Genomic DNA, 17,714 nt, shown 5'->3' on the forward strand with positions numbered 1-17,714 from the left:
AGGCGGCGAGACCCAATTGAGCAGTGAATACCTCTCGCTAAACCTGGATGCGAACGAGCGCATCACATACCCGTCGCCGGGTCGGTGCATCTACTGCGGCGCGACCGACGCCGAGTTGACTGACGAACACGTCGTCCCCTTCGCTTTAACGGGCAACGCCGTAATCTTCGAAAAGGCTTCTTGTAGGCCCTGCGCGAAAGCGATCAGTCCCTACGAACAGTTTGTCCTCCGACAGACTTACGGAAATCTGCGGGTCCAGATCGACGCACCCACGAGACGCCCGAAGGACCGCCAAACCCGCATCGACCATCCCTTCCTGCTGCTGGATGAGCACGGCCGAACGATGAGGAAATGGACCGTCCAGACGGACTGGAACCAATGCCCCGTCCTGTGCCCAAGCTGGCTCGCGCCATGGCCAACGATCATCGACGACAAGCCACCCTCAGCGGTCATCCACGGCCAGAAGTGGCATTATCAAGATCAGCGGCTCACCGCCTTTATCGACAAGACTCGCCGGTTCTTCGGAAGCCCCGGCGTCGCCTATGAGGTGGGAAAGATCGACGGTGCGGGATTCCTGAGATTCATAGCAAAAATGGCCCACGGCTACGCAGTAGCGACGCGCGGCTATGATGCTTTCGATTGGCTCACTCCAGGCGTGATCCTCGGCTCTGATCCATACGTGTCTCACCTAGTGGGCGGATCAGGCTACGTAGAGCCAGCGGACCTAGAGACGGGTTCGGCCATTAAGTTCGACTTTGGAGACCCGACTCCCGAAATCCCATTCTTCCTTGTGCGAATTCGCCTGTTCGAATTCCTCGGGACGCCCGATCAAGTAGTGGTCGTGGGCCGCCCCAAAGGCACACCAGATTTGCCGGGAGGCTAAGGCAAGTCAGTCTCTTGTCTCACCGACCGCAATGATACAAAACGTCGATACAAGCGGTCCCCCACCGTTTTGACGGGTGTTGATTTTGAGGGGTTTTTTGGGTGGGCGACGTCTCCTAGTTCCCCAGCCATCCGCTTCCTCTGATCCTCGCGCAGCCTCCGTGCCCGGCCCTGCGGGCTCAGTGGCCCTTCAGGGTCTCCAGCGGAAGGCGGATGCGCACGCCGACCCCGGCCCCCGGCGCGGTCTCGATGCTCATTGATCCGCCCAGGTGTTCGACCAGCCCCCGCACCAGCGCCAGACCCTCGCCCGACTCCAGAGTCTCGGCCCCCACGCCCGAATCGCGCACCACCAGGCTGACGCCGCCCACGGCCCGCGAGAACGCCACGGCGACGGATCCGCGCCGGTTGCCCGGAAAGGCGTGGCGGCGGGCGTTGGAGATCAGCTCGTGGGTTATGATCGCCAGCGGCAGCAGGTGGCTGTCGGGCAGCAGCGCCGACTGCCCGCGCACGTCAAGCCGTACGGGTCGCTCCTCGCAGGCGCGGGCCCAGAAGGCCGCGACATCCTCAAGATAGCCGGCGAAGTCCAACGGCCCGCCGACGCTCATCCGCCGGCTGATCAGTTCGAGGGCCGCGGCGATGTCGCTGAGCCACGTCAGATGTCGCACGCTCTCCGGGTCGGTGACGGTGCGCAGCCGAATCCCGACGAGCGTCTGCAACAGCTGGTATCCGCCCGGCTTTTCGCGCTGGGGCTCGACGGTTCCCTCTCTGGCGGCGGTGGCCATCGTTCCCCCAACGATTGAAAGGCTGCGAATTATTACTCCACGCCGAACCAAATAGCCAACCAGGCGTTCGTCAGTCCGCTATCGGACACAACAGTGGTAAACAGGTTCAGTTAGCGTTTTTGGGGGACCGCTGTGTCCAAACCGCCCGACCTTCGGGTCATGATCGTCGAAGACCAGGCCCTCCTCGCCATGGAGCTGGAACTCGTGCTGGGCGAATCCGGCTGCGATGTCGTCGGCTGCGCCATGGATCAGGCCAGCGCCTTCACTATCGCCGATCGTGAACACCCCGACCTGGCCCTGATCGACGTCAATCTGCTCGACGGAATGACCGGGCCCCGGATCGCTCAGGGGTTGGTCAGCCGCCATGGCGCGGCGGTGGTCTTCCTGACCGCCAATCCGGAACAGATACCGGAGGGTTTCGCCGGGGCGCTGGGAGCCGTGTCCAAGCCGTTCGACGAAGACACGATCCGCGCTGTCGTCGATTTCGCCCGCCAGTTCATCCAGCACCGCACGGTGGCCGACCCCCCGCGCCGTTTCCGGCTGGCGCCTTGGCTCATGACGCCGCCGGACGACATCGCGCCGCACTGACCGAAGCCGGCGCGGCGCGACATTCGGTCAGTCAATCTTCAGCCGCACGAACACCATGCCGCCATCGGGGTCGCCTCCGTAGGCGGGCTCCAGAGCCTCGGGGACGCGGTTCAGACTGTAGAGCGCTCCCATCCCGAACCGGACGTTCTCAGCCAGGCGCCAGTCATGCACCGCGCCGAACGACGCCTTGGCCACGGTATGCAGGTCGCCGTGCCCGCCGCCCGGTCCCGGGAGCAGTTCGTCCGTCTCGATCCGTTCCGCCCGCGCGAACAGGGTCCAGCGGTCGTCGGGGCTGATCGCCGTCTCGAGCAGCCACGCGTCCTTGGACTCGTCGTGGTCGTTGGTCTTTCGGCCCCAGGCGAGGGTCGATGACCACCAGCCGTCGGTCCCGAGGCGGCGTGCGTGGATCGCGCTGGCCGACCATTTGGTTTCGTCCTCGTCGGGCTCCAGCTGCTCCGGCCCCGTGACGTCGGCGTAGGACGCCTGTAGCGACCATTCCGGCGTCGGATTCCACGACCCCCGAACCGACCAGCTGTCTAATTCCGGCCTCTCGATGTCGTAGCGATCCTCGTCTGGCTCCCGACCGCGGAAGGACGACGCCTCGAGCTTGAAGCCGTCGTGCACCCAGCCCAACGTCGCGACACCGAAGACGATATGCGTCGAGTCGAGCCAGTGGTGGGAAATCGGCGCCTCCGGACTGTCCATGGCGCTCATGCGGTGCATGAAGGCGGGCGGACCGAAGGCCGGTTCGCCCGGCAGGCCGATGTAGGCGTAGACGCTGTCCTTGTCGGTCAGGCGCCGCGCGTAGCTGGCCGACAGTTCCATCACCAGTTCGTGCGGGTGTTGCCGGTCGATGAGCGGGGTGACCCCGTCCGCCGTCTCGCCCGCCGCCAGCAGCAGCGGGAAGCCTTCCTTGCCCATGAATGGGTCCGGGCTGAGCATGGCCCGCAAATTCAGGGTCGAGCCGTCGGCGAAGTCGCGCCGGGCCGAGCCCATAATCATGCCGCTGACAAAGGTCTTGTCGTCCCCGCGCGGGCCGTTCTGCCAGTCGTGGGTCAGGTTCAGCAGGACATGGCTCATGAACGACCAGTCGCCGCGGGTGACGTGAACACCGCCGTGCTCAGACAGGTCAGGCTGCCAGCTGGTGCCGGAGGCGTCGCGGGTCATCGGCCAGGAGCCGAGCGGGCTCGTCATGGCATGTCCCGCGTGAGCATCCTCGCCGGCCATCTCATGGGTCTGGTGGCCCCGGGGATGATCCTGGTGAGTAGAGCTCTGGCCAGCCATGTCGTGGTCCGGCATGTCGTGGCCTGCATGGGCGTCGGCCGGCGGAGTCTGCACCGGCGGCGTGGGGTGATGGGAATGATCCTGCGCCGCCGCCGGCAGGGCGAGGGCGAGCAGGGATGCGCCTGCGAGGGGCGCGAGAATACGATCAGCCATAAGGCCTCCTGGAATGAACATGGGCGCGCGGCCGGTCGCCGCGCCGCGGACGTGATCAGTCGGTGAGGAGTCGGGGCGGATGAGGCTCGGGAGCGGGCCGCCCCCCGACCGGCAAGGCCATCGGCGGAGCCGCGACCGCGGGGGGCGGGGCCGCCACGCGGGCGCGCGTGGGCGGCCTGGGCACGGGCGCGGCCACACAGGCCACGCAACAGTCCATGGCTTTCAGGCTCTTGCTGGATCGGGATGCAGGCGTCTCGGCCCCGGCTTGATGCGTCGCCGTCTCGTGACACGGCGCCGGGGATGCGCCGGCCCAAGCGCTCGGCGGAGCGGCGCCGGTCATCAGCACCGCGAGGGCGCCGAGCAGCAACATCATGGCGTGGAGCGCGCGCATCACGCCCAACTAGGCGCTGCGGCCGCCGGCTTCAAGCAAGGCCGCCACCCAGATCCAGCCCCGGAGCCGTCGGCGGGGCGCTATCCGGATCCAGGTCCAACTGCATCAGCGTCACATCCAGCCAGCGATCGCACTTCCAGCCGACCTGCCGATAGACCCCCGCGTCACGGAAGCCGAGGGCCCGGTGCAGGGCGACCGAGGCGGCGCTGGTGTCGCTGTCACTGATTGCGCCGATGATGTGCCGCAGGCCCATGGCTCTCACCCGGGCGATAAGGCCTTCCAGCAGGGCCCGGCCCACCCCGTGGCCGCGCGCCGCCTCCTCGACATAGATCGACCCCTCGACGCCGAAGCGATAGGCCGGACGCGGCCGAAATGGCGAGGCGTAGGCGTAGCCGGCGAAGACGCCGTTCATCTCGGCCACAAGCCACGGCAGGTTGTGTCGCCGCACGGCCTCGAACCGTCGCGCCATCTCGTCCCGCGACGGCGGTTCCAGTTCGAACGTGGCCGTTCCGGTCAGCACCTCGCGGCCGTACAGCGCGGCGATAGCGTGCAGATCCGCCAAGCTCGCATCACGGATCGTGGGGATCATCTGCTCAACCCTTGCTTGCCGGACCATCAGCAACCGTCACTGGATTCGGCGTTTGCCTCTGATAGACTGCGCCTCTTATCGAGGGGGACCAGACCGTGAAAGCCATTCTGACAGCGGCGGTGGCCGCCAGCCTGATCGTCGTCGCGCCGACATCCGCGGTGGCCCAGACTAAGCCCAACAAGTCCTTGACGCCGACCGTCGATCTCAAGGTCTGCAACGAAAGCGGCCGCAACGCGACGGTGGCGGTGTCCTATGTGGAAGTGGGTTCCGGCCGCTTCATCAATCGCGGCTGGTTCGACGTCTACACAGGCGCCTGCATCGATCTTGTCAGCACTGACAACGCCAATTTCTACATGTACGGCGACGCCACGGACGGCTCGGGCCGTTCGTGGTCGGGCGACCATACGCTCTGCGTCCAGTATCCCGGTCCCTACACCTTCTGGTCCGACGGCAGCGACACCTGCCCAAGCGGCTATGAGACCCGGAACTTCGTTTCTATGCACGCCGATGACGTCGGCCCCTACACCTGGACCCTTGAACCCTGACAAGGCCCACCCTGGGAGGGGGTCAGACCCGTTCCCAGCCCTTGTCGATCGCCCAGACCGCAAAGGCGTAGTCGTGGGCGACCTCTTTCAGGTAATCGAACCGGCCCGAGGCTCCGCCGTGGCCGGCCTCCATATTGATCTTCAGGAGCACCGGCTTGCCCGAGGTTGTCGCCGGCCGCAGCTTCGCGACCCACTTCTCCGGCTCCCAATAGGTCACGCGGGGATCTGACAGGCCGCCGGTGGCCAGCACGGCCGGATAGGCCTTCGGTCCCACCTGGTCGTAGGGGCTGTAGCTCATCATGTAGTCGTAGGCCTCGGGATCCTCGATCGGATTGCCCCACTCCGGCCACTCCGGCGGCGTCAGCGGCAGGCTGGTGTCGCTCATGGTGTTGATCACATCGACGAACGGCACCTGGCCGATCACTCCGGCCCACAGGTCCGGCCGCATGTTGTTGACCGCCCCCATCAGCAGCCCGCCGGCCGAGCCGCCCTGGGCCACGATGTTTCCGGCCCTGGCGTGGCCGCTTGAGATCAGGTGCTCGGCAGCGGCGATGAAGTCGGTGAATGTGTTCTTCTTGGTGAAGCGGCGGGCGCTCAGGAACCAGTTCCAGCCCTTGTCCGAGCCGCCGCGGATGTGAGCGATGGCGTAGATCCATCCGCGGTCCACCAACGACAACCGGTTGGTCGAGAAGCTGGCCGGCATCGGTATGCCGTATGAGCCGTAGCCGTACAGCAGAAGCGGGGCCGATCCGTCGACCGGGGTCGACTTCCGGCGCAGCACCGTCACCGGCACCAGCTCGCCATCCGGCGCGGGGGCGTTAAGCCGCTCGACCACATAGTCGGCCGGGTCGTGGCCCGACGGCACTTCCTGCACCTTGCGCAAGGTCCGCTCGCGGGTCTTCAGGTCGTAGTCATAGGTCGAGGTCGGCGTCGACGGCGAGTTGTAGCCGTAGCGCATGACCGTGGTGTCGAACTCCGACGCCCCGCCCAGAGACAAGGAATAGGCCGGCTCGTCGACCGCGATCTCGTGCTCGGCCCCGGCCCGGTCGCGGATGATGATGCGGGTGTTGGCGTCGGCGCGCTCCTGGCGGCCGATGAAGTCCTTCACCAGCGCCACGCCCTCAATGTAGCGGCCCGGCGTATGCGGAACGAGGTCCTTCCAGTGAGTCTTGCCCGGCGTGGCGGTCGGGGCCTCGACGATCTTGAAGTCGATCGAGTCATCGGCGTTGGTGCGGATCACCCAGCGATCGCCCCAGTGGTCGGCGTCGTACAGTCGGGCCACTTCGCGGGGCTCCAGAACTGCTGGCGCAGCAGTCGGCGTCGCAGCGGGAATGATCCGGGCTTCGGACGTCTCCTGGTTGGCGATCGAGATGACCACGAAGGCGTCGTCGGCGGTGCGGCCGACGCTGATGAACATGCCGTCGTCAGTTTCCTCGTAGACCAGCGAAGTCTCGCCGCCGCGGGCGGGGCGGCGGAAGATCTTGTCGGGTCGGCCATTGTCGTCGCGGTTGGTCCAGAAGATCCACTGGCTGTCCGGCGAGAAGGTGAAGTTACCCGTCGCCGAGCCGATGGGGTCGGGCAGGACCTCGCCGGTCGCAAGGTCCTTGACGAAGATCTGGTGCACCTCCGACCCCTGGGCGTCCTCGGCATAGGCGAACAGGGCGTGGTCGGGGCTGTGTTCGGCGGAGCTGACCTCGGAGTAGGCCTTGCCCGCGGCGAGCACGTTTGCGTCAAGCAGCAACTGCGGATCGCCGGCGCCGGTGCGAGGCTTGCGCATGAAGCGCGGATGCTGATCCCCGGTCTTGAACTCAGTGTAGTACTCCCACGGCCCGTCCGGCGACGGCACGGAGCTGTCGTCCTCCTTGATCCGCCCCTTCATCTCCTCGAACATCTGGGCCTGCAGCGGCAGCGTCGAGGCCATCATCGCCTCGCGATAGGCGTTCTCGGCGGTCAGGTGTTCCTTGACGTCGGCCTTGATCAGGGTCGGGTCGCGCAGCACCGCCTGCCAGTTGTCGTCCTTCATCCACTGATAGTCGTCGACCCGGACGCGGCCCAGCTGTTCGATGCGGACCGAAATCTTCTTCGCGACGGGCGGGACGGGCGTGGTCTGGGGCATCGAGGCTCCGGTGCGGGCGTGGGCGGGCAGGGCGGTAGCGGCCAGCGCGGCGGCTGAGGTGGCGAGCAGGTCGCGGCGGTTCATGGTTCGGGCCCCGATGGAGAACAGGACGCGGACCTTGTGCGAGCGACCGCGCCGCCGTCAAATGAACAAACGACCGCGGCGTGATCCGTTCTCATGTTCGATCTCCAGCTTACCCCCGATTCCGAACCCGATCCGCCCGCCGCGGCCGTGGCGCCGCCGGCATGGGATCTGACCGTCGGCCTGATCTCCGCCACGGTGCAGCTTGACCAGCGCAATGGCGACGCGGCGACGCGGCGGGTCGGGACCGGCTTCCTGATCGACGCGCCGCGACCGGATGGACAGCCGCGCACGGTGCTCGTCACGGCCCATCATGTGCTGGACGGAATGCCGGCGCCGGACGCGCGGATCGGCTGGCGGGTCGAGAGACTCGAGGGCGGCTGGCGATTCGCGCCCGAGCCATTGCGCATCCGTGAGGAGGACGGCGATCCGGTCTGGACCCGCCATCCCGAGCGGGACATCGCGGTGATGGAGGTCTCGGCCCCGCCAGCCTTCGCCCGGGCCGCCATTCCTCTGGGATGGCTGGCCGACGCCAATACGCTCGACGCCTGGCAGGTGGGGCCTGGCGACGAACTGCTGACCCTTGGATTCCCGCGTGGCTATTCGTCGAACACGGCGGGTTTTCCGATCCTGAGGACCGGGCGGGTGGCGTCATGGCCGCTGACGCCCATCGACGCCTTTCCGGTCTTCCTGCTCGACTTCCCGGTCTTCCCCGGCAATTCCGGCGGCCCGGTGTTCTGGACGCCGGCGGCGCGGAAGCTGCCCGGTTCGGTCCAGCCGGAGCACCCCTTCATCGCCGGCGTGCTGGTGTCCGAAGTGCGTCCGGGCGACGAACCCCTCGGCCTCGGCATCGTCGCCCACGCCGTCTATGTCCGGGAGGCCATCGCCCTGCTGGATGCGGCCTCGCCGTAGATGTCCGGGCGGGACGACGGCGCGCGAGCGGGGGTATTCCACCCGGGCGCAAATCAAAAAGACGGGGTGGCGAAGTCGGCAGGGTCGGCAAAGTCCCGGCCGCGAGGACAGAAAAACGGGGGGCGGAGTCGGCAGAGTCTACAGGACGGCAGCTTCGAGCCGGCGCGGCGGCGGATTCGATTGTCAAAGACCCGGGCCCGATGAAGGACACGCGGATCAGTATACGCCCGCTGTTTTCTCAGGCGGGCAGTTTGCCGCGAGAGTCTGGCAAGCCGTTGATCGGAAGCGATTTCATTCGCGGAATTGTGCTGGCAATCCCCGAATAGCCAGCATTGCGGTCGGTGCGGACCTAGCCAGCCAGCACGTCCGCGCTCATCCGCTCCAGCAGGTCCCCGCCCTGACCGATGGCGGCCAGCCGGCTCGAGACATGGCCCAGCACATTGGCGGCGTAGACCTCGTACAGGGCGATCCGTCCTTCCAGCCACGCCGGATCGCCTTCGCCGGCGTCGAGGATGGCCCGCGCCGCCAGGGCGCCCTTGGCCAGCATCCAGCCGCCGACCACATCGCCGACCAGCTTCAGATAGGCGTCGGCGCCCGCCAGCACGTCGGCGGCCCGCCCGGCGTCGGCCTTGGCGTCCAGCAACCACAAGGTCGCGTCCTCGACCGCCTCGATGGCGTTGGCCAGTCGTTCCACCGGCTTGCCTGAATACAGGCGCGGCAAGATGGTCAGGGTCGCCTTCATGTCGGCGATCAGCTCGCGCGCCGACTGGCCGCCGTCCTGGCCCAGCTTGCGCCCGACCAGATCCATGGCCTGGATGCCGTTGGTGCCTTCGTAGATCGGGGCGATCCGGGCGTCGCGATAGTACTGGGCCGCGCCGGTCTCCTCGATGAAGCCCATGCCGCCGTGCACCTGCACCCCCATGGAGGCGACCTCGACGCCGACGTCGGTCGACCAGGCCTTGGCGATCGGCGTGAACAGATCCTCGCGGCCCTTCCAGCGGCGCCGATCGTCTTCGGTCGCCGCGTGCTTCGCCAGATCGGCGGCGACGCCGGTCGAGAGGCAGAGAGCCCGGGCGGCGGCGATCTTCGCCTTCATCACCGACAGGGTGCGGCGCACGTCGGGATGGTCGATGATCGGGGCGTTGGCCTCGCCGCTCCAGACGGATCGGCCCTGACGCCGCTCCCGCGCATACTCCAGCGCCTGCTGGTACGCCCGTTCGGCGACGCCCACGCCCTCGACGCCGACGGCCAGCCGGGCCGCGTTCATCATGACGAACATATGGGCCAGGCCCTGATTGGGCTGGCCGACCAGCTCGGCGGTCGCGCCCTCATAGGCCATGACACAGGTGGGGGAGGCGTGGATGCCCAGCTTGTGCTCGACCCCGACCGGGCGGAAAGCGTTGCGCTCGCCCAGCGAGCCGTCCGGCTTCACCAGATATTTCGAAGCCAGGAACAGACTGATGCCCTTGGGGCCCGGAGGCGCGTCGGGCAGGCGGGCCAGCACCATGTGGACGATGTTGTCGGTGGCGTCGTGGTCGCCCCAGGTGATGAAGATCTTCTGGCCGGTCAGGCAGTAAGTCCCGTCGCCGTTCGGAACCGCCGTCGCCGTCAGCGACCCGAGGTCCGATCCGGCCTGTGGCTCGGTCAGCACCATGGCCCCGGTCCATTCGCCCGACACCAGCTTCGTCAGATAGGTGGCCTTCTGCGCCTCCGTGCCGACCGCCTCCAGCGCCTCGATCGCCGCCAGAGACAGCATCGGGCAGAGGCCGAACGCCATGTTCGCGGCGTGCACCGTCTCATAGGCCGCCAGTTCCAGCGCCTTGGGCAGTTGCTGGCCGCCGGCGTGGGCGGGGGCGGACAGTCCGGTCCAGCCGCCCTCGGCGAACTGGCGGTAGGCGTCGGCGAAGCCGGGCGCCGCCGTCACCGCGCCGTTGGCGTAGAGCGAGCCCTTCTGGTCGCCGATCCGGTTCAACGGCGCCAGCACCCCTTCCGAGAACTGGCCGGCCGCCTCCAGCACCGCGCCCATCACCTCGGCGTCGTAGTCGGGGAAGGCGCCCGTCGCCGCGACGGCGTCGAGGCCGGCCACCTCGGTGAGGGTGAAGATCAGGTCGCGGACGGGCGCGCGGTAGGTCATCGGTCTGCTCTCGAAACTGCGAGGCTGTTCTGCCCCGTTGTCGTCGCGTCAGGCAAGGCGCGGCTTGGCGAACTCCGTCGTCTGGGCCAAGCTGACGGTTCGACGCATCGGAGAGAGAGGCAGATCGTGGCCGAACCGCGCAATCGCTATTCGACCGTATCGCTGGTCCTGCACTGGCTGATCGCCGCACTGGTGGTGACCCAGGTCGCGCTGATCGCCTCCCACGAGGCGACCGAGGGCCCGCTCTCGCGGGAGTTCGTCAATCTCCACAAGTCCGTCGGCCTGAGCATTCTGGTCCTGACCCTGGCCCGCCTGGGCTGGCGGATCGCCAACCCTGCCATTCCCCTTCCCGACTCCACACCGCGCTGGCAGAGGCTGGTCGCGCGGGGGACCCACGTCCTGTTCTATGTCTTTCTGATCGCCATGCCGCTGGTCGGCTGGGCGGCGTCCTCGGCGGCGGGCCGCGACATCCTCTGGTTTGGCCTGTTCGAATGGCCCGCCCTGCCGATCGGCGGCGGCCGCAAGACCGCCGGCGACCTGATGGATCTGCACGAACTGGCCGCGAAGGGTCTCTACGTCCTCATCTTCCTGCACATCGCCGGGGCCCTGAAACATCACTTCCTCGACCGGGATAACGTCCTTCACCGGATGATCCCGGTGATCCCCCGCCGGCCATGAGGCGGCGCGCTGCCCTGCTCGGGGCGATCGCGGCCCTCGGGCTCGCCGCCGCCGCGCCGACCCCCTGGGTGGTGGAGCGCGAGGCCTCCAGCATCGATATGACGGTAAGGGCCTTTGGCGGCTCCTATCGCGGACGCTTCGAGACATGGCGGGGGGATATCGCCTTCGACCCCGCGGCGCCCCGGCAGACCCGCGCGACGGTCGTGGTCCAGTCGCGATCCCTGAGGATGACGCCGGCGGCCGTGACGGGTCGGGCGGTGGGGCCGGGCTTTCTCGATGCAGCCCGTCATCCGGTCATCCAGTTCGAGCTCCAGTCGCTGGATCCCATCGGCGGCGACCGTTATTCCGCCCGCGCCGGGGTGACGATGAAGGGTCGGACCCGTCCGGTCACCTTCCCGGTGGACTTGCGCGTGACCGGCGACCGGGCGCATCTGACGGGCGCGTTCACCCTCGATCGCACGGAATTCGGAATAGGAACCACAGGCGCGTGGAACAGGATGGTCGGCCGCGAGGTGACGGTGCGGGTCGCGCTTCAGGCGCGTCGCCTGTAGCCGCGCCTCCTCCAGGCGCCACCGACGCCCAGGCCGCCGAGGCCCTGGCCGCGGGCGGGCTCGTCATCCTGCCGACCGAAACCGTCTATGGTCTGGCCGCCGACGCGGGGAACCCCGCCGCCGTCGCCGCCATCTTCGAAGCCAAGGGCCGGCCGCGCTTCAATCCGCTGATCGCCCATGTCGCCGACGCGGTGGAGGCCGAGACGATCGCCGTCTTCGACGCCCGCGCCCGCGCCCTGGCCGAGGCCTTCTGGCCGGGCCCCTTGACCCTCGTGGCGCCGGTGCGGGACCGCGACCGGGTCTGCGATCTGGCCCGCGCCGGGCTCGACAGCGTCGCCGTCCGCGTCCCGGGTCACGTGCGCGCCCGCGGCGTCATCGCGGCCTTCGGCGGACCGGTCGTGGCGCCGTCGGCCAACCGCTCCGGCCGTCCCAGCCCCACGACCTTCGAGGACGCGCTGGAAGAGACCGGCTTCGCCGCCGCCGACGCCGTCGACGGCGGTCCCTGCGCCGTCGGGGTCGAGAGCACGGTCGTCTCCGTGCTGGACGGCCGCATCGCCCTGCTGCGCCCCGGCTCGGTCACCCGCGAGGAGATCGAGGCCGTGGTCGGGCCGCTCGAGCGGGACGGGGAGGGGCATCGCTCTCCCGGCCGGACGGCCCTGCACTACGCGCCCGACGCGCCTGTCCGCATCGACGCGCTCGAGGCGCGGCCCGGGGAGATTCTCCTCGGCTTCGGCCCCGGTGTCGGCGATCCCCGCTGGAGCCTCAGCCCCGTCGGCGACCTTCGCGAGGCTGCCGCCAACCTGTTCCGGCGGCTGAGAGAGGCGGACCGCCAGAAGCCCGGGGGCATCGCCGTGTCGCCGATCCCCACGCAGGGCCTCGGCGAGGCGATCAACGATCGGCTCAAGCGCGCGGCCGGGTTCGTGGGGTAGGGGAAGCACGAACCCAAGGCCCTGTAGCCCTATTGTGCTCCAGGGTTGTTGAGCGACAAACTGCGCCCTTCGGACGCGGCCGCGACGGCGACGTCAGAGAGAGGCCGCCCCCATGATCCGTCCTCGACGAGCCTTTGTCGGCTTCAGTTCGCCTGTCGGCTACAGCTACGCCTATCCCGCTTCGAAGACCCGGTCTGACAGCAGGAGCTCGCCCAATCCCGTGCTGATGGGCGCCATGGGGCTGTTCGTCCTGTACGATGAGATCTGGTTCGCCTGCGAGAGCCTTTGCCCCGAATCCATGCGGCGCCTGCCGTATGTGCGCTTCCTCGACGTCAGGCGACCGAAGCTGTTTCTTAAGAGCGACGTCTCCCTGGAAAGCCTGGACGATGCCCAATTCCCGGGTGACGCGGATCTCAACGATCTCTTTCCTGGCGGCTACGAGGAGATGCCGAACTTCTTCGGCCCGGACGGCAGCGTCGACAATCACACCCACGAGCTGGATCTTCGCACGGCGACCTTCAATGGAAATCCCGGGCGGCGTCAGCTCGCCTTCGACGCATGGCTGCTCGCACAAGCCAGCGACCTCGGTTTGGAGCTGGTCCTCAACCCCATTACCGCGAAAATCGCCTTCGGAGGCCAGAGCGGCCAACAACCGATACCACCCGACAGCTATGAGGAGTTGCGGCTCGCCGAGGCCATCGTGTCCTTGCGCAATCTGTACGACCTCACCGGCCCTTCAGGGCCCCATCACGATTGCGTCGAGAGAATACGAACGGATGGCCTGGTGCGGGACTTCCGCGGATGGCTCGCGGGCGAGCGGAACAGGCTGAGCAACCAGCAACTGTCTGAATTGCAGGCCGACGTTGACGCCAGGGTGCTCGATCTTCAGATCGAGGCCTTCGGCACCCACGCTGATCGCTATTCATTCAAGAACGTCGCGGTCGATCTGGTGAAAAACACCCTCGGCGGGATGGGCGCGCCCTGGGCCGTGATTGAGGCCGCCGGCCGGCTGCCGGAGCGGTCCGAAGTCCGGGCCTTCTCGTTCATCGGGAGGACGCACACACGGCAACACCAGGCCTTTGGTGTCCATCCACGCGGCCCCAACTATCTGAGATAGGCGCTACTGCGCCGTCCAGCCGCCGTCGATCGAGAAGCTGGCGCCGTTCGCTGACGCACCCAGATCACTGACGAGATACAGCATCATCCCGGTCAGCTCGTCGGTGGTGACGAACCGCTTGGTCGGCTGCGAGCCGAGGATCACGTCCCTGAGCACCTGCTCCTTCGACATGCCGCGAGTGCGAGCCTGGTCGGCGATCTGCTTCTCGACGATCGGCGTCTCGACAAAACCGGGGCACAGGGCGTTGCAGGTGATGTTGTCCTGCGCCAGTTCCAGCGCCACCGTCTTGGTGAAGCCGATGACCCCGTGCTTGGCGGCGACATAGGCCGACTTGAACGGGCTGGCGACGAGGCCGTGAGCCGAGGCGACGTTGATGATCCGCCCGCGCCCCTGGGCCTTCATGATCGGGATCGCCGCCCGCGTCGCATAGAAGGTCGACGACAGGTTGATGGCGATGATCTGCTCCCACTTGTCAGCGGGGAATTTCTCGACCGCCTCGACATGCTGGACGCCGGCGTTGTTGATCAGGATGTCGACCCGGCCCAGCTGGTGCTTGCCGTAGGCGACCATGTCCGCGACCTCGTCGCCGCGCAGCATGTTGGCGGCGTGATACCGCACCCGCACGCCGCAGCTGGCCTCCAGCTCGGCCCGGGTGCGCTCGATCTCGGAGGGATCGCCCAGACCGTTCAGCACCACCTCGCCGCCGCGCGAGGCGATGGCGCGGGCGAAGGCGAGGCCGATTCCCGAGGTCGAGCCCGAGATCACCGCCACCTGACCCTTCAGATCGCCGATGTCGCGGAAGGGCGCGCTTTCAGCTTCCGTGCCGTCACCGCGTTTAGGCCATTGGAACATGGGGTCTCGTCCGTCTGTGTCTTGAAGTCAGCCTAGCCGCTCGCGTCTGCGAAGGCGACAGGGCCTCACGAATTTCCTGACCTGATGAATATCCAGTCCGTCGCGGTCGAGGCCGCCTTGTCGAACCGGTAGCCGTCGCGGTCGAAGGCCTTCAGGTCCGCGGCCCGCTCGATCCGCTCGTCGATGGCGAACCGGGCCATGCCGCCCCGCGCCCTCTTGGCGAAGAAGGAGATGATGCGGCTCTCGCCGTCGCGCGATTCGCGGAAATGCGGCGTCACCACCGGCAGCTTCAGCGCGCGGGCGTCGACGGCGCCGAAATATTCCTGACTGGCCAGGTTCACCAGCGTCGGATCCGCCTGTCCCTCTGCGTCGGCGTTCAGGCATTTCGAGAGCCGGTCGCCCCAGAAGTCATAGAGGCTGTTCCCGCGGCGGGTCTTCAGACGGGTTCCCATCTCGAGCCGGTACGGCTGGATCCGGTCCAGCGGCCGCAGCAGGCCGTACAGGCCGGACAGGATGCGGATGTGATCCTGGGCCCAGCCCAGCGCCGCGGCGTCCAGGTCGCGCGCCTTCAGGCCCTCATAGACGTCGCCGGCGAAGGCGAAGGCCGCCTGGACCCCCTCGGTCGATTCGGCGTCGAAGGCCTGGAACCGGGCCCGGTTCAGCCGGGCGAGGTCGTCGGACAGGCTCATCAGCCGGCGCAGTTCGGCGACCGTCCGTCCCCGCGCGGTCCGGGCGAGGGACGCCGTGTCCTCACGGAAGCGCCTTTCGGACGCAGGCAGGGCGGGATCGGCTTCGGTGAAATCCAGCCGCTTGGCCGGGGACAGGACGATCAGCAACTCTCAACTCCGGCGGCGAGGACGCCCCGAATAGGCCGCTTCGGTGAGGAATTGAACCGGGCGGCCGTCGCGGGCCGGTCAGCTCCCCTGTTCGTGGAGCGCTGCGAGCACCCCGGGGAGCCGTTCCGGCAGGTCCTCGGCGATCAGGCCCGGCCCGAACCCCCGCGCCGCCTCGGCGTGCATCCACGCCGCCGCCCGGGCCGCGTCGAAACTGTCCATCCGCTGGGCGACCAGTCCGCCGATCATCCCCGCCAGCACGTCGCCCGAGCCGGCCGTGGCCAGCCACGGCGTGCCGTTGCCGTTGACCGCCAGCCGTCCGTCCGGGGCCGCGATCACCGTCTCCGGTCCCTTCAGCACCACCACCGCCCCGGCCCGTCTCGCGGCGTCGGCGGCGGCCGCCTCGCGTCCGCTCTCCAGCAGTCCCGGGAACAGCCGCCGGAACTCGCCCTCGTGCGGCGTCAGCACGTCGTCGCGGTCCAGCGCCTCGAACAGCCCCTCCGGCCAGGCCTCGAACGCGGTCAGCCCATCGGCGTCCACCACCAGCGCGGCCCCGGTCGTGGCGAGCGCGCGAACATTGGCCTGGGTCAGCTCGGTGACGCCGGCGGCCGGCCCGATGACCACGGCGTCCATGCCTTCGCAGGCTTCCACCAACGCTTCCGGCGAGCCGAACGGCGTCAGCATGACGGCCTCGATCGCCGGCGCGATCACCGCCGCTGCGTCCGGCGGACACAGGATGCGGACCAGACCGGCGCCGATGCGCAGGCCCGCGCGCGCCGCCAGCCGCGCAGCGCCGGTCTGGGTCGCCTTGCCGGAGACCACGCCCAGGCGACCCCGCGCGTGTTTGTGCGTCCCGGCTCCGGGCCAGGGCAGGCTGTCGCGCCAGTCGGGGAGGGCGGATCCGGTCACGATGCGGGTTCTCCGTTCACGGATGACGACGGGCGCCGAAAAAGGCTTGCCTTATGGTGCAATGCAATGTCCCTTTACCGCCCGAGCGCGAGGCGTATTAAGCCCGCCTGGGATCGCCGATGAAAAAGATCGAAGCCGTCATCAAGCCCTTCAAGCTGGATGAAGTGAAGGAAGCGCTCCAGGACGCTGGAGTGCAAGGCATGACCGTGCTGGAGGCCAGGGGATACGGCCGCCAGAAGGGCCATTCGGAACTCTATCGCGGAGCGGAATACGTCATCGACTTCCTGCCCAAGATCAAGATCGAGGTGGTGGTCCCGGACGACATGGTGTCTTCGGTCATCGACGCGATCCAGACCGCCGCCCGCACCGGCAAGATCGGCGACGGCAAAATCTTCGTTTCCGACGTCCTTGACGTCATCCGCATCCGCACCGGCGAGACGGGGGCCCAGGCCGTCTGACCGCCACGACCACCGGCCGCTCCCCGGAGCGGCCGTTTTCTTTAATCCTCCCCAAGAAACGGACCCTTGAGAATGAGCGCCAAGAAAATCCTGTCGGAGATCAAGGAGAAGGACGTCCAGTACGTCGACCTCCGCTTCACCGACACCAAGGGACGTATGCAGCACGTCACCTTCGACATCGACCTTGTCGACGAGGAGTTCCTCGAAGAGGGGACGATGTTCGACGGCTCCTCGATCGCCGGCTGGAAGGCGATCAACGAGTCCGACATGTTGCTGAAGCCGGATCTGAACAATTTCTGGATCGATCCCTTCTACCAGCAGACCACCCTGTTCCTGTTCTGCGACGTGCTGAACCCCGACACGGGCGAACCCTACAACCGCGACAGCCGCTCGATGGCCAAGAAGGCCCTGGCCTATGTGCAGTCCTCGGGCGTGGGCGACACCGTCTACTTCGGGCCGGAAGCCGAGTTCTTCATCTTCGACGACGTGCGCTGGTCCACCCAGCCGCACGACACCGGCTACGCCTATGACTCGATCGAGCTGCCGGCGAACACCGGGGCGGAGTATTCCGAAGGCAACATGGGCCACCGCCCGGGCCACAAGGGCGGCTATTTCCCGGTCAATCCGACGGACAGCGCCCAGGACCTGCGCGGCGAGATGCTGGGAGTCATGCGCGACCTCGGCATGCAGCCCGAGAAGCACCACCACGAAGTGGCTCCGGCGCAGCACGAACTGGGCCTGAAGTTCAGCGACCTGCTGACCATGGCGGACCGCACCCAGCTCTACAAATACGTCATCCACAACGTGGCCGCCGCCTACGGCAAGTCGGCCACCTTCATGGCCAAGCCGACCTTCGGCGACAACGGCTCGGGCATGCACGTGCACCAGTCGATCTGGCGCGACGGCAAGCCGCTGTTCGCGGGCGACAAA

At 67.7% G+C, this 17,714-nt stretch carries 18 protein-coding genes; 10 read left to right on the forward strand and 8 right to left on the reverse strand.

Annotation, left to right across the window (positions count from 1 at the left end):
• Positions 1–16 precede the first annotated feature (16 nt).
• The gene (locus V6M45_RS09155; protein WP_332655690.1) at positions 17–883 is read left to right on the forward strand and encodes an HNH endonuclease; all 867 of its coding nucleotides are present in this window, start codon (positions 17–19) and stop codon (positions 881–883) included.
• 178 nt (positions 884–1,061) lie between these two features.
• Here V6M45_RS09155 and V6M45_RS09160 read toward each other — a convergent pair whose 3' ends face one another.
• Positions 1,062–1,664, reverse strand: a complete 603-nt coding sequence (locus tag V6M45_RS09160; RefSeq protein ID WP_332655691.1) for a sensor histidine kinase — start codon at positions 1,662–1,664, stop codon at positions 1,062–1,064.
• A 159-nt stretch (positions 1,665–1,823) separates the two neighbouring features.
• Between V6M45_RS09160 and V6M45_RS09165 the strand changes: the two genes are divergently transcribed.
• The gene (locus V6M45_RS09165) at positions 1,824–2,252 is read left to right on the forward strand and encodes a response regulator (RefSeq protein WP_332655692.1); all 429 of its coding nucleotides are present in this window, start codon (positions 1,824–1,826) and stop codon (positions 2,250–2,252) included.
• A 27-nt stretch (positions 2,253–2,279) separates the two neighbouring features.
• Here the strand turns inward: V6M45_RS09165 and V6M45_RS09170 are convergent, their stop codons facing one another.
• Both V6M45_RS09170 and V6M45_RS09175 read right to left on the reverse strand, forming a co-directional pair.
• On the reverse strand, positions 2,280–3,689 hold the full coding sequence (locus V6M45_RS09170; protein WP_332655693.1) for a hypothetical protein: 1,410 nt from the start codon (positions 3,687–3,689) through the stop codon (positions 2,280–2,282).
• A 422-nt stretch (positions 3,690–4,111) separates the two neighbouring features.
• Positions 4,112–4,669 (reverse strand): GNAT family N-acetyltransferase, encoded by a 558-nt coding sequence (locus V6M45_RS09175; protein ID WP_332655695.1) that lies wholly within the window; start codon positions 4,667–4,669, stop codon positions 4,112–4,114.
• A 95-nt stretch (positions 4,670–4,764) separates the two neighbouring features.
• On the opposite strand from V6M45_RS09175, the gene V6M45_RS09180 reads away from it, so the two are divergent.
• The gene (locus tag V6M45_RS09180; RefSeq protein ID WP_332655697.1) at positions 4,765–5,214 is read left to right on the forward strand and encodes a DUF1036 domain-containing protein; all 450 of its coding nucleotides are present in this window, start codon (positions 4,765–4,767) and stop codon (positions 5,212–5,214) included.
• 22 nt (positions 5,215–5,236) lie between these two features.
• Here V6M45_RS09180 and V6M45_RS09185 read toward each other — a convergent pair whose 3' ends face one another.
• A complete protein-coding gene (locus V6M45_RS09185) occupies positions 5,237–7,414 on the reverse strand; it encodes a S9 family peptidase (RefSeq protein WP_332655699.1) in 2,178 nt (725 codons plus the stop codon).
• Between the two features lie 93 nt (positions 7,415–7,507).
• Here V6M45_RS09185 and V6M45_RS09190 point away from each other — a divergent pair, with 93 nt between their 5' ends.
• On the forward strand, positions 7,508–8,323 hold the full coding sequence (locus tag V6M45_RS09190; protein ID WP_332655700.1) for a S1 family peptidase: 816 nt from the start codon (positions 7,508–7,510) through the stop codon (positions 8,321–8,323).
• Between the two features lie 349 nt (positions 8,324–8,672).
• Here V6M45_RS09190 and V6M45_RS09195 read toward each other — a convergent pair whose 3' ends face one another.
• Positions 8,673–10,457 carry an acyl-CoA dehydrogenase gene (locus tag V6M45_RS09195; protein WP_332655702.1) on the reverse strand — a complete coding sequence of 595 codons (1,785 nt, stop codon included), beginning with the start codon at positions 10,455–10,457 and terminating at the stop codon, positions 8,673–8,675.
• A gap of 126 nt (positions 10,458–10,583) precedes the next feature.
• Between V6M45_RS09195 and V6M45_RS09200 the strand changes: the two genes are divergently transcribed.
• The 4 genes from V6M45_RS09200 to V6M45_RS09215 all read left to right on the forward strand — a co-directional run bounded on the left by V6M45_RS09200 (position 10,584) and on the right by V6M45_RS09215 (position 13,732).
• Positions 10,584–11,135 carry a cytochrome b gene (locus tag V6M45_RS09200; protein ID WP_332655704.1) on the forward strand — a complete coding sequence of 184 codons (552 nt, stop codon included), beginning with the start codon at positions 10,584–10,586 and terminating at the stop codon, positions 11,133–11,135.
• Positions 11,132–11,686 (forward strand): YceI family protein, encoded by a 555-nt coding sequence (locus V6M45_RS09205; protein ID WP_332655706.1) that lies wholly within the window; start codon positions 11,132–11,134, stop codon positions 11,684–11,686. Before V6M45_RS09200 ends, V6M45_RS09205 begins: the two co-directional genes overlap by 4 nt.
• Entirely contained in the window at positions 11,623–12,615 is a 993-nt protein-coding gene (locus V6M45_RS09210; RefSeq protein ID WP_332655708.1) for an L-threonylcarbamoyladenylate synthase, read from the forward strand. Before V6M45_RS09205 ends, V6M45_RS09210 begins: the two co-directional genes overlap by 64 nt.
• 112 nt (positions 12,616–12,727) lie before the next feature.
• The gene (locus V6M45_RS09215; protein WP_332655709.1) at positions 12,728–13,732 is read left to right on the forward strand and encodes a hypothetical protein; all 1,005 of its coding nucleotides are present in this window, start codon (positions 12,728–12,730) and stop codon (positions 13,730–13,732) included.
• A gap of 3 nt (positions 13,733–13,735) precedes the next feature.
• Here the strand turns inward: V6M45_RS09215 and V6M45_RS09220 are convergent, their stop codons facing one another.
• The 3 genes from V6M45_RS09220 to V6M45_RS09230 all read right to left on the reverse strand — a co-directional run bounded on the left by V6M45_RS09220 (position 13,736) and on the right by V6M45_RS09230 (position 16,326).
• Positions 13,736–14,584, reverse strand: coding sequence for a 3-hydroxybutyrate dehydrogenase (locus tag V6M45_RS09220; protein ID WP_332655710.1), 849 nt, complete (start codon positions 14,582–14,584; stop codon positions 13,736–13,738).
• Positions 14,585–14,649: 65 nt separating this feature from the next.
• The gene (gene yaaA / locus V6M45_RS09225) at positions 14,650–15,420 is read right to left on the reverse strand and encodes a peroxide stress protein YaaA (protein ID WP_332655713.1); all 771 of its coding nucleotides are present in this window, start codon (positions 15,418–15,420) and stop codon (positions 14,650–14,652) included.
• A 78-nt stretch (positions 15,421–15,498) separates the two neighbouring features.
• Positions 15,499–16,326 (reverse strand): NAD(P)H-hydrate dehydratase, encoded by an 828-nt coding sequence (locus tag V6M45_RS09230; protein ID WP_332655715.1) that lies wholly within the window; start codon positions 16,324–16,326, stop codon positions 15,499–15,501.
• A gap of 119 nt (positions 16,327–16,445) precedes the next feature.
• Between V6M45_RS09230 and V6M45_RS09235 the strand changes: the two genes are divergently transcribed.
• Positions 16,446–16,784 carry a P-II family nitrogen regulator gene (locus V6M45_RS09235; RefSeq protein WP_332655717.1) on the forward strand — a complete coding sequence of 113 codons (339 nt, stop codon included), beginning with the start codon at positions 16,446–16,448 and terminating at the stop codon, positions 16,782–16,784.
• Between the two features lie 72 nt (positions 16,785–16,856).
• Positions 16,857–17,714: glutamine synthetase beta-grasp domain-containing protein (locus V6M45_RS09240; RefSeq protein ID WP_332655719.1), on the forward strand; the 858-nt coding region annotated here is incomplete at its 3' end.

Source organism: Brevundimonas sp. (assembly GCF_036676055.1).
Lineage (GTDB): Bacteria > Pseudomonadota > Alphaproteobacteria > Caulobacterales > Caulobacteraceae > Brevundimonas.

Excerpts from the sequence above, each read along its gene's own strand:
- V6M45_RS09195 (WP_332655702.1), bottom strand. The coding sequence starts at position 10,457 with ATGACCTACCGCGCGCCCGTCCGCGACCTGATCTTCACCCTCACCGAG.
- V6M45_RS09160 (WP_332655691.1), bottom strand. The coding sequence starts at position 1,664 with ATGGCCACCGCCGCCAGAGAGGGAACCGTCGAGCCCCAGCGCGAAAAG.
- V6M45_RS09170 (WP_332655693.1), bottom strand. The coding sequence starts at position 3,689 with ATGGCTGATCGTATTCTCGCGCCCCTCGCAGGCGCATCCCTGCTCGCC.
- V6M45_RS09175 (WP_332655695.1), bottom strand. The coding sequence starts at position 4,669 with ATGATCCCCACGATCCGTGATGCGAGCTTGGCGGATCTGCACGCTATC.
- V6M45_RS09185 (WP_332655699.1), bottom strand. The coding sequence starts at position 7,414 with ATGAACCGCCGCGACCTGCTCGCCACCTCAGCCGCCGCGCTGGCCGCT.
- V6M45_RS09190 (WP_332655700.1), top strand. The coding sequence starts at position 7,508 with ATGTTCGATCTCCAGCTTACCCCCGATTCCGAACCCGATCCGCCCGCC.
- V6M45_RS09220 (WP_332655710.1), bottom strand. The coding sequence starts at position 14,584 with ATGTTCCAATGGCCTAAACGCGGTGACGGCACGGAAGCTGAAAGCGCG.
- V6M45_RS09205 (WP_332655706.1), top strand. The coding sequence starts at position 11,132 with ATGAGGCGGCGCGCTGCCCTGCTCGGGGCGATCGCGGCCCTCGGGCTC.
- V6M45_RS09165 (WP_332655692.1), top strand. The coding sequence starts at position 1,824 with ATGATCGTCGAAGACCAGGCCCTCCTCGCCATGGAGCTGGAACTCGTG.
- V6M45_RS09235 (WP_332655717.1), top strand. The coding sequence starts at position 16,446 with ATGAAAAAGATCGAAGCCGTCATCAAGCCCTTCAAGCTGGATGAAGTG.
- V6M45_RS09215 (WP_332655709.1), top strand. The coding sequence starts at position 12,728 with ATGATCCGTCCTCGACGAGCCTTTGTCGGCTTCAGTTCGCCTGTCGGC.